Genomic DNA, 6,401 nt, shown 5'->3' on the forward strand with positions numbered 1-6,401 from the left:
CCAGGCCCGCTTCTCCTACAGCACCGACGGAGTGAACTTCACCTCGTTCGGGCCCGCCTTCACCATGGGCAACGCCTGGCAGTTCTTCATGGGCTACCGCTTCGCCATCTTCAACTACGCCACCCAATCCCTCGGCGGCGCGGTCACCGTCAACCGCTTCGACCTCACCACACCCTGACCCACGACGCACCCTGACCCACGAAGCACCCTGACCCCCGAAGCACCCTGACCCATGAAGCCCTACTCGACGGCCCGGCGGTAGGTGCACACCTGCACGCCGGTGCCGCCGGTGGCCGCGAAGACGAGTTCGAACCTGCGCCGCAGGCCGCCGTCCGGGAAGATCGTCTTCCCGCCGCCGAGGAGCACCGGCATGACGATCAGCCGGAGCTCGTCGACCAGGTCCTCGTGCAGGAGGGTGCGCACGAGGCTCGGGCTGCCCATGACGACCAGGTCGCCGTCGCCCGTGTCCCGCAGTTCGCGGATGCGGGCGACGGCGGTGTCGCCGGGGATTCGCGTGGTGTTCCAGGTCATCTCGTCGTCGCCCAGCGTCTCGGACACCACGTATTTCGGCATCGCGTTCATCTTGTCGGCGAACGGGTCACCGGCCCGCCCCGGCCAGGCGGCGGCCATGTTCTGCCAGGTCCGGCGGCCGTAGAGCAGCCCCTCCGCCTTGCTCACCGTGGCGTCGAAGGCGCCGCCGACGGTCTCCGGGTCGAAGAACGGGTGTGTCCAGCCGCCGTGCGCGAAGCCGCCGTCGGTGTCCTCCTCGGGACCGCCCGGTGCCTGCACGACGCCGTCCAGGCTCATGAACTCGATGACCACGATGCGCATGGCGCTGCTCCTCTGTGTCCGCGGGCCGTCGTCGGCTCCGTCGTGACTCCCACGGTGTCACCGACAAATAAAATTGTCAAGACAACGCAATGCTTCGGATATGCGAGGCGACGGTGACCGGGGGCCGGCCGAGCACCCGTTCGAGATCATCGGTCTGCTGCTCCAGCAGCCCCGCACGTATCTGCGCGTTGATCCAGCTCATCGGGCCCGGCCCGGCGTCGGGCACCTCGCGGTAGGGCACGCCGAGCGCCTCGGCCACCTCGGGATGGGTCCACAGCGGCCCGGTGAAGTCGTACGCCCGGCCCAGATGCCCCTCACCGGTCAGCACGTTGGCCGCCGCCTCCGCGAGATCCGAGCGGAACGCCGTGTTCAGGCCGCGCCCGCCCGTGCTGCCGGTGATCTCGCCGTCGACCACCCGGGGGACGAACGCGTCGCTGTAGAAGGGATGGCGCAGGAACGTGTACGGCAGGCCGCTGCTGATCAGGGCCTGCTCGGTCGCGTGATAGGCCTCCGTCATGCCGGTCGCGCCATCGCCGGCCCCCAGGAAGCTGGTGAAGACGACCGCGCCGACGCCGGCCTCCTTGGCGGCGGTCACCGCGTTCAGGTGCTGCCGGATCCTGCGGGGAGTGTCGAGCTCCGGAGACGAGATCAGGAGGAGACGGGCGGCCCCGTCGAACGCCTCGCGCAGGCTCGCCGGGTCGTCGTAGTCACCGCGGCGTGCCGGCACGCCCTCGGGTGCGCGTTCGAGGTCGCGCACCGCGGCCACCACCTCCGTCGTACGGGTGCGTAGGGACTCGATGACGAGGCGGCCGAGCGCGCCGGAAGCGGCCGAAATAACGATCATCGGCCAAGTAGACTCCCCGCTGTCTCGGCCCTGCCACTGGTTTTCCGGCCACTGGTTTTCCGGCCACTGGTTTTCCGCGCACTGCTTCTCGCCGGGGGACGGAAGCGGGCGCGGTAGTCGTCCCAGTTCCAGGTGGTCAGGAAGGCCGCCCCGGCCGTCCGGCCGTTGAGATAGAGGTCGAGCTTCTGCCGTTCGTCGAGGCCGAAGTCGACCACCCCCACGCTCTCGGTGTCCACCTGGATGGTGCGTGCCCTGACCCAGGGCTGGTCCAGGTACGTCTGGTCGTGGCCGACGATCGCGGTCCCGACCAGCGACGCCAGCAGCCGCAGCGCGGGCAGGTGCGGAGCCCCGGCGAGCGGCAGCCTGAGCGTGTCCTCCCGGAACGCGGGGAGCAGCTTGACCCCGAACGTCGGCCAGCGCGGCTGCTCCCCGTCGGTCCGGTCGAGCGTGTCGATGGGGAAGTTGGACAGCACCCCGCCGTCCACCAGGGTCGACACCAGCCCCGTGCCGGGATTGGTGATCGTGACGGGCTCGAAGAAGAAGGGGATCGACATCGAGGCGCGGACCGCGTCGGCCACCCGCTGCCTGCCGGGCTCCGCCACGCCGTACACGCTCCGGTAGTCCCACGGCAGGCGCACCAGCCGGCCGAGGGTGACGTCCGTGGCCGTCACCACCAGGCTGTAGCGCTGGTCTTCGCCCATCCAGGGCGCCGGGTCGTCGAGCGCCAAGTCGTCGAACGTCTCGACGCCCAGGCCGGCCAGCTCGTTGCCCAGCCACTCCCGCAGGTAGTCGCCTTCGAACACACCCCGTTCGAACAGCAGGGACAGCAGCGAGAACCCCCTGCCGACCAGCGGGACGCGCTCCACGGCTGACGCGTCCCTGAACCTGCGGTAGTCGACCTGGAACAGGAGGTCGCGCATGCGCTCCGGCCGCATCCCGGCCGCGGCCAGCGCTCCCACCACCGCCCCCGCGGAGGTGCCGGCGACCCGGGTGCCCGCGGCCCGTCCGAACCGATAGCCGGCGGCGTGCAGCTCGTGCAGCGCGCCGACCAGACCGACGCCCTTGACGCCGCCGCCCTCCAGCACCAGGTCGGCGCGCTTGTCCGTCCCGCTGTTCGCCCTGCTGTTCGCCCTGCTGTCCGTCTCGTTGCTCGCCCCGTGGTCCGTCCCGTTGCTCGCCCTGTCGGTCGCCCTGTTGGTCGCCCCCGCCATCGGTGCCCGCCCTTCTTCCGGCCGTCCTCACCCGGATCTACCGCGTTCGGACGGCCGGGGCCCCGGCGCCGCACCGTTGCGACCGAACCCTCATTCCTCCTTGTCCTGCTCCCTGTCCTGGGGATACCAGCGCAGTTCGATGACGTTGCCGTCGGGATCCTTCAGATAGACCGAGGTGGCGACGCCGCGCGCGCCGAACCGGGGGCCGGGTCCATCGATGACGGTGAAGGCGCCGGAGTCGATGACCTCCTGCCAGTCCAGCGGCTCGACGACCAGGCAGAAGTGGTCGACGTTCGGCTCGCCGCGCTCGCCGCGCAGCAGGTCGATGATGGTGTCCGGCGACACCCGCACCGAGGGGAACGGCACCTTCCCGGCCCGCCACTCGTCGACCCGCACCGGTTCGAGGCCGAGGACGTCGCAGTAGAACGCCAGCGACCGCTCGACGTCCGCCACGGTCAGCACCAGATGATCGAAACCCTTGACGCGCATGTTCGTTGTGCTCATGGATCCAACGATGCTCGTCGCGGCGGCCGGCACCAAGACCTGATCACGCTACGATCGTTGACTCCTGTTCAACGATCGGACTTCACATGCTCGAACGGCACGAGATCGAAACGTTCCTGACGCTGGCCGAGGAACTGCACTTCGGCCGTACGGCCGAGCGCCTGGGGGTCACGACCGGCCGGGTCAGCCACGTGATCAAGAAGCTGGAGCGGCGCATCGGCGCGCCGCTGTTCGAGCGCACGAGCCGGGTCGTCCGCCTCACCTCGATCGGGCGGCAACTCACCGACGACCTGGCGCCCCTGGCGGCCCAGATGGAGGCCGCCGTACGCCGGGCCGTCGAGGCGGGCCGCAAGGTCACCGGCCGGCTGCGCGTGGCCTTTCTCGGCGAGTGGACGGCGCCGGTGCTGCTGCGGGCCGTCGCCCTGTTCACCGAACGCCATCCGGACTGCGAGGTCGAGGTCCAGGAGGTGCAACTGTCCAACTCACGGGCGAGCCTCGTCGACGGCTCGGTGGACGTCCTCATCGCCTCCTATCCCTTCGACGGCATGGCCCGCGGGCCGGTCCTGCTGCGGGAGGCCCGCGTGCTGGCCGTGGCCGCCGGGCATCCGCTGGCCCGCGAAGAATCGGTGTCCCTGGAGGTCCTCGGCGACCACCCCGTGGTGCAGTACCCCTCGGTCACCTCCGCCGAGTTCAAGCGCGACCGTACGCCCACCCACACCCCGTCCGGCCGCCCCGTGCCGCCGGGACCGGCGGGCGGCACGTTCTCGGAGATGCTCTCCCTCGTCGCCATGGGCAAGGGGGTGCTGCCGGTGGGCGAGCACAGCCGCACGTACTATCCCCGCCCCGACATCGCGTACGTGCCCATCCGGGACGCGCCGCCGATCGAACGCGGACCGGTGTGGCGGGCGACCAACACGACCGCGCGCGTACGGGAGTTCGTGCGGGCCGCGGCCGATTCGGCATCGCCTCTTCTATAACAGGTTGCGGTTGCGGTAGAAGATCACTAGTACCATTTCTCCTCTTTTCGAGGTACACGTGAGAAAGATCCTCCGAGTGGCCGCGGCCCACACGTTCGCCGCCGCCGCCGTCTTCACCGCTCTGTCCGCTCCCGCGAACGCCGACACTCCCGAGAGCGACGCCCAAATCGCCGCCGAGTGGCAGACCGCCTGGGACACCTACCACTTCACCGACACCACACCGCCCGCGCCCGGCTCGGGCCGGAGCCAGATCACGAACAGCATCTCGGTCGACATCGACTCGCCGATGCCGCTGACCTTCAACAAGTACTCGAACTTCAACAACCACATCGGCAAGAACCCGTTCCTGAAGCGGGTCATCACGCACAAGGAGTGCAAGAAGGGCTCCACGACCTACCGCAACCTCACGGCGATCGAAGAGATCCCGTACGAGGGCACGATCGTGGTCAGCAAGACCCACGCGCAGCAGCGGCTCCACCGGAACGGGTTCTACTACGAGACCGACAGCTGGTCGGAGCCCAACGTGGTCACGCACCAGAAGATCGACTTCAAGGCGCTGCCCGGCGGGAAGACCCGCGTCACGGAGAAGCTCACCTTCGAGGCGGACTCCTCGCTGATCGACTTCGTCGCCGCGAACGGCACCGCCTCGCACCAGCAGTTGCAGCAGGCCCTCAAGCAGGCGATCGAAAGCGGCGAGCTCTGATCCCCGCGCACCACTGAAAGACGGGCGTCTTCCCTTTTCGCGGGAGACGCCCGTCCCCTGTCAATGGCCGGTTCAGCGGCTTCAGCGGCTTATGACTTGCGGCTTGTGGCGTTTGTAGCTCTTGCGACCTCAGTGGCCGACACTGCGGCCTCTGTCCTCCGCGGCCCGCAGGTTCTGGTTGATCGAGCAGTTATCGATACCGCCCCTGCAGTTGCCACTGAGGGAGTTGGTGAAGACGCTGACGCTCGACACCTGCTGCACACCGGCGAAGTCGACGGCGCTGTTGCCCGCGGGAGCCTGCACATTACGCCTGCCCATGTTGAGCTGATAGGGCGGGCTGCTGATCGTCGGCGCGTTGGCGGTGTTCATGCCGGACGTACGCTGCGTACCCCCGCCGCCCCTACCGTGGCCGAAGCCGCCGCCGTGACCGCCACCCCCATGGCCGCCACCCCCGTTACCGCCGGCTCCGAAGGCGGCGAGACTGGCGTCGAGGCGAGCTCCGCCGTTACCGCGGCGCTTGCCCTTCTTGCCCTTGCCGTTCTTACCCTTCTTCCCCGCGCTCTTCTTAGCCGCGATCTTCTTGGCCGCGCCCATCTTCGCCTGGCCGTTCTGGCCGAGCGCGTGCGGGGCGTGGCCGGCGGCCGGGACCGGCGCCGCCAGTGCCTGAGACGCTGCCACCACGCTCGGCATCACGATGAGGAGCGCGGCGACAGCCATACGCCGTGCGGACGCCGCCACGACGCGGGTTCTCCCTGCCCTCTTGTCGCCCATCCGTCCACACCTGCCTTTGCTTTGGTACACAAGCGACGCATCCGTCCCATACCCCGCGCTTCGTCTCTCTTCTCCCACTGGTGCGATGTGCTGTGTGGTTGCTGATGCCTTTTTTGCGCTGCGACGTCGCGGCAACGCTGCGCTCTCAAGGCGACGCTGAGCCCTCGGGGCGATGCTGTTGAACGGGCCGGTGTCCGCCGGGCCGGTGTCCGCCGGGCCGGTGTCCGCCGGGCCGCGCCGCCACATCACCGCGCCGCCTACAGGGGTTACCGGCACGCGACCGGCCGCGCTCCCAAGTTCGCCAAGCGCAACGCCCATCCGGCGTCGGCACGGTGTGACCTGTGGTGTCGGCAAGATGTGATCGGCCCCGCCATCACCCTGCCCCGCCACCGCGCCACCTCCGTCGTTCGCGGCGATCGATCCACTTCTCCCCTCAGTCGTGTAGTCGTGGGGCTCGTCCGAGGCGGTGGTAGGTGAAGGCCCAGCGGTCTTCGCCTACGTTGCGGCGGGTGTAGCGGTCGGGGTGCTGGTAGCGGTCGCGGTTGTGGAACTGGCAGGCC

At 69.3% G+C, this 6,401-nt stretch carries 7 protein-coding genes; 2 read left to right on the forward strand and 5 right to left on the reverse strand.

From position 1 onward, the window contains the following. Positions 1-240: 240 nt before the first annotated feature. The 4 genes from FLV34_RS38535 to FLV34_RS38550 form a co-directional block, all read right to left on the reverse strand. Complete coding sequence (locus FLV34_RS38535) at positions 241-831, reverse strand: dihydrofolate reductase family protein (RefSeq protein ID WP_142652702.1); 591 nt, start codon at positions 829-831, stop codon at positions 241-243. Between the two features lie 76 nt (positions 832-907). Next, positions 908-1,675, reverse strand: coding sequence for an NAD(P)H-binding protein (locus FLV34_RS38540; protein WP_185949117.1), 768 nt, complete (start codon positions 1,673-1,675; stop codon positions 908-910). Then, entirely contained in the window at positions 1,672-2,886 is a 1,215-nt protein-coding gene (locus FLV34_RS38545) for a patatin-like phospholipase family protein (RefSeq protein WP_147945515.1), read from the reverse strand. Before FLV34_RS38545 ends, FLV34_RS38540 begins: the two co-directional genes overlap by 4 nt. 90 nt (positions 2,887-2,976) lie before the next feature. Next, positions 2,977-3,390, reverse strand: coding sequence for a VOC family protein (locus FLV34_RS38550; RefSeq protein WP_240972268.1), 414 nt, complete (start codon positions 3,388-3,390; stop codon positions 2,977-2,979). A gap of 86 nt (positions 3,391-3,476) precedes the next feature. On the opposite strand from FLV34_RS38550, the gene FLV34_RS38555 reads away from it, so the two are divergent. Further along, positions 3,477-4,367, forward strand: coding sequence for a LysR substrate-binding domain-containing protein (locus tag FLV34_RS38555; RefSeq protein WP_147945516.1), 891 nt, complete (start codon positions 3,477-3,479; stop codon positions 4,365-4,367). Positions 4,368-4,425: 58 nt separating this feature from the next. Next, the gene (locus FLV34_RS38560) at positions 4,426-5,070 is read left to right on the forward strand and encodes a hypothetical protein (RefSeq protein WP_142652705.1); all 645 of its coding nucleotides are present in this window, start codon (positions 4,426-4,428) and stop codon (positions 5,068-5,070) included. 129 nt (positions 5,071-5,199) lie between these two features. Here FLV34_RS38560 and FLV34_RS41010 read toward each other — a convergent pair whose 3' ends face one another. Then, a complete protein-coding gene (locus FLV34_RS41010) occupies positions 5,200-5,841 on the reverse strand; it encodes a hypothetical protein (protein ID WP_187280861.1) in 642 nt (213 codons plus the stop codon). Positions 5,842-6,401 lie beyond the last annotated feature (560 nt).

This window comes from Microbispora sp. CSR-4 (assembly GCF_008033685.1).
Taxonomy (GTDB): Bacteria; Actinomycetota; Actinomycetes; order Streptosporangiales; family Streptosporangiaceae; genus Microbispora.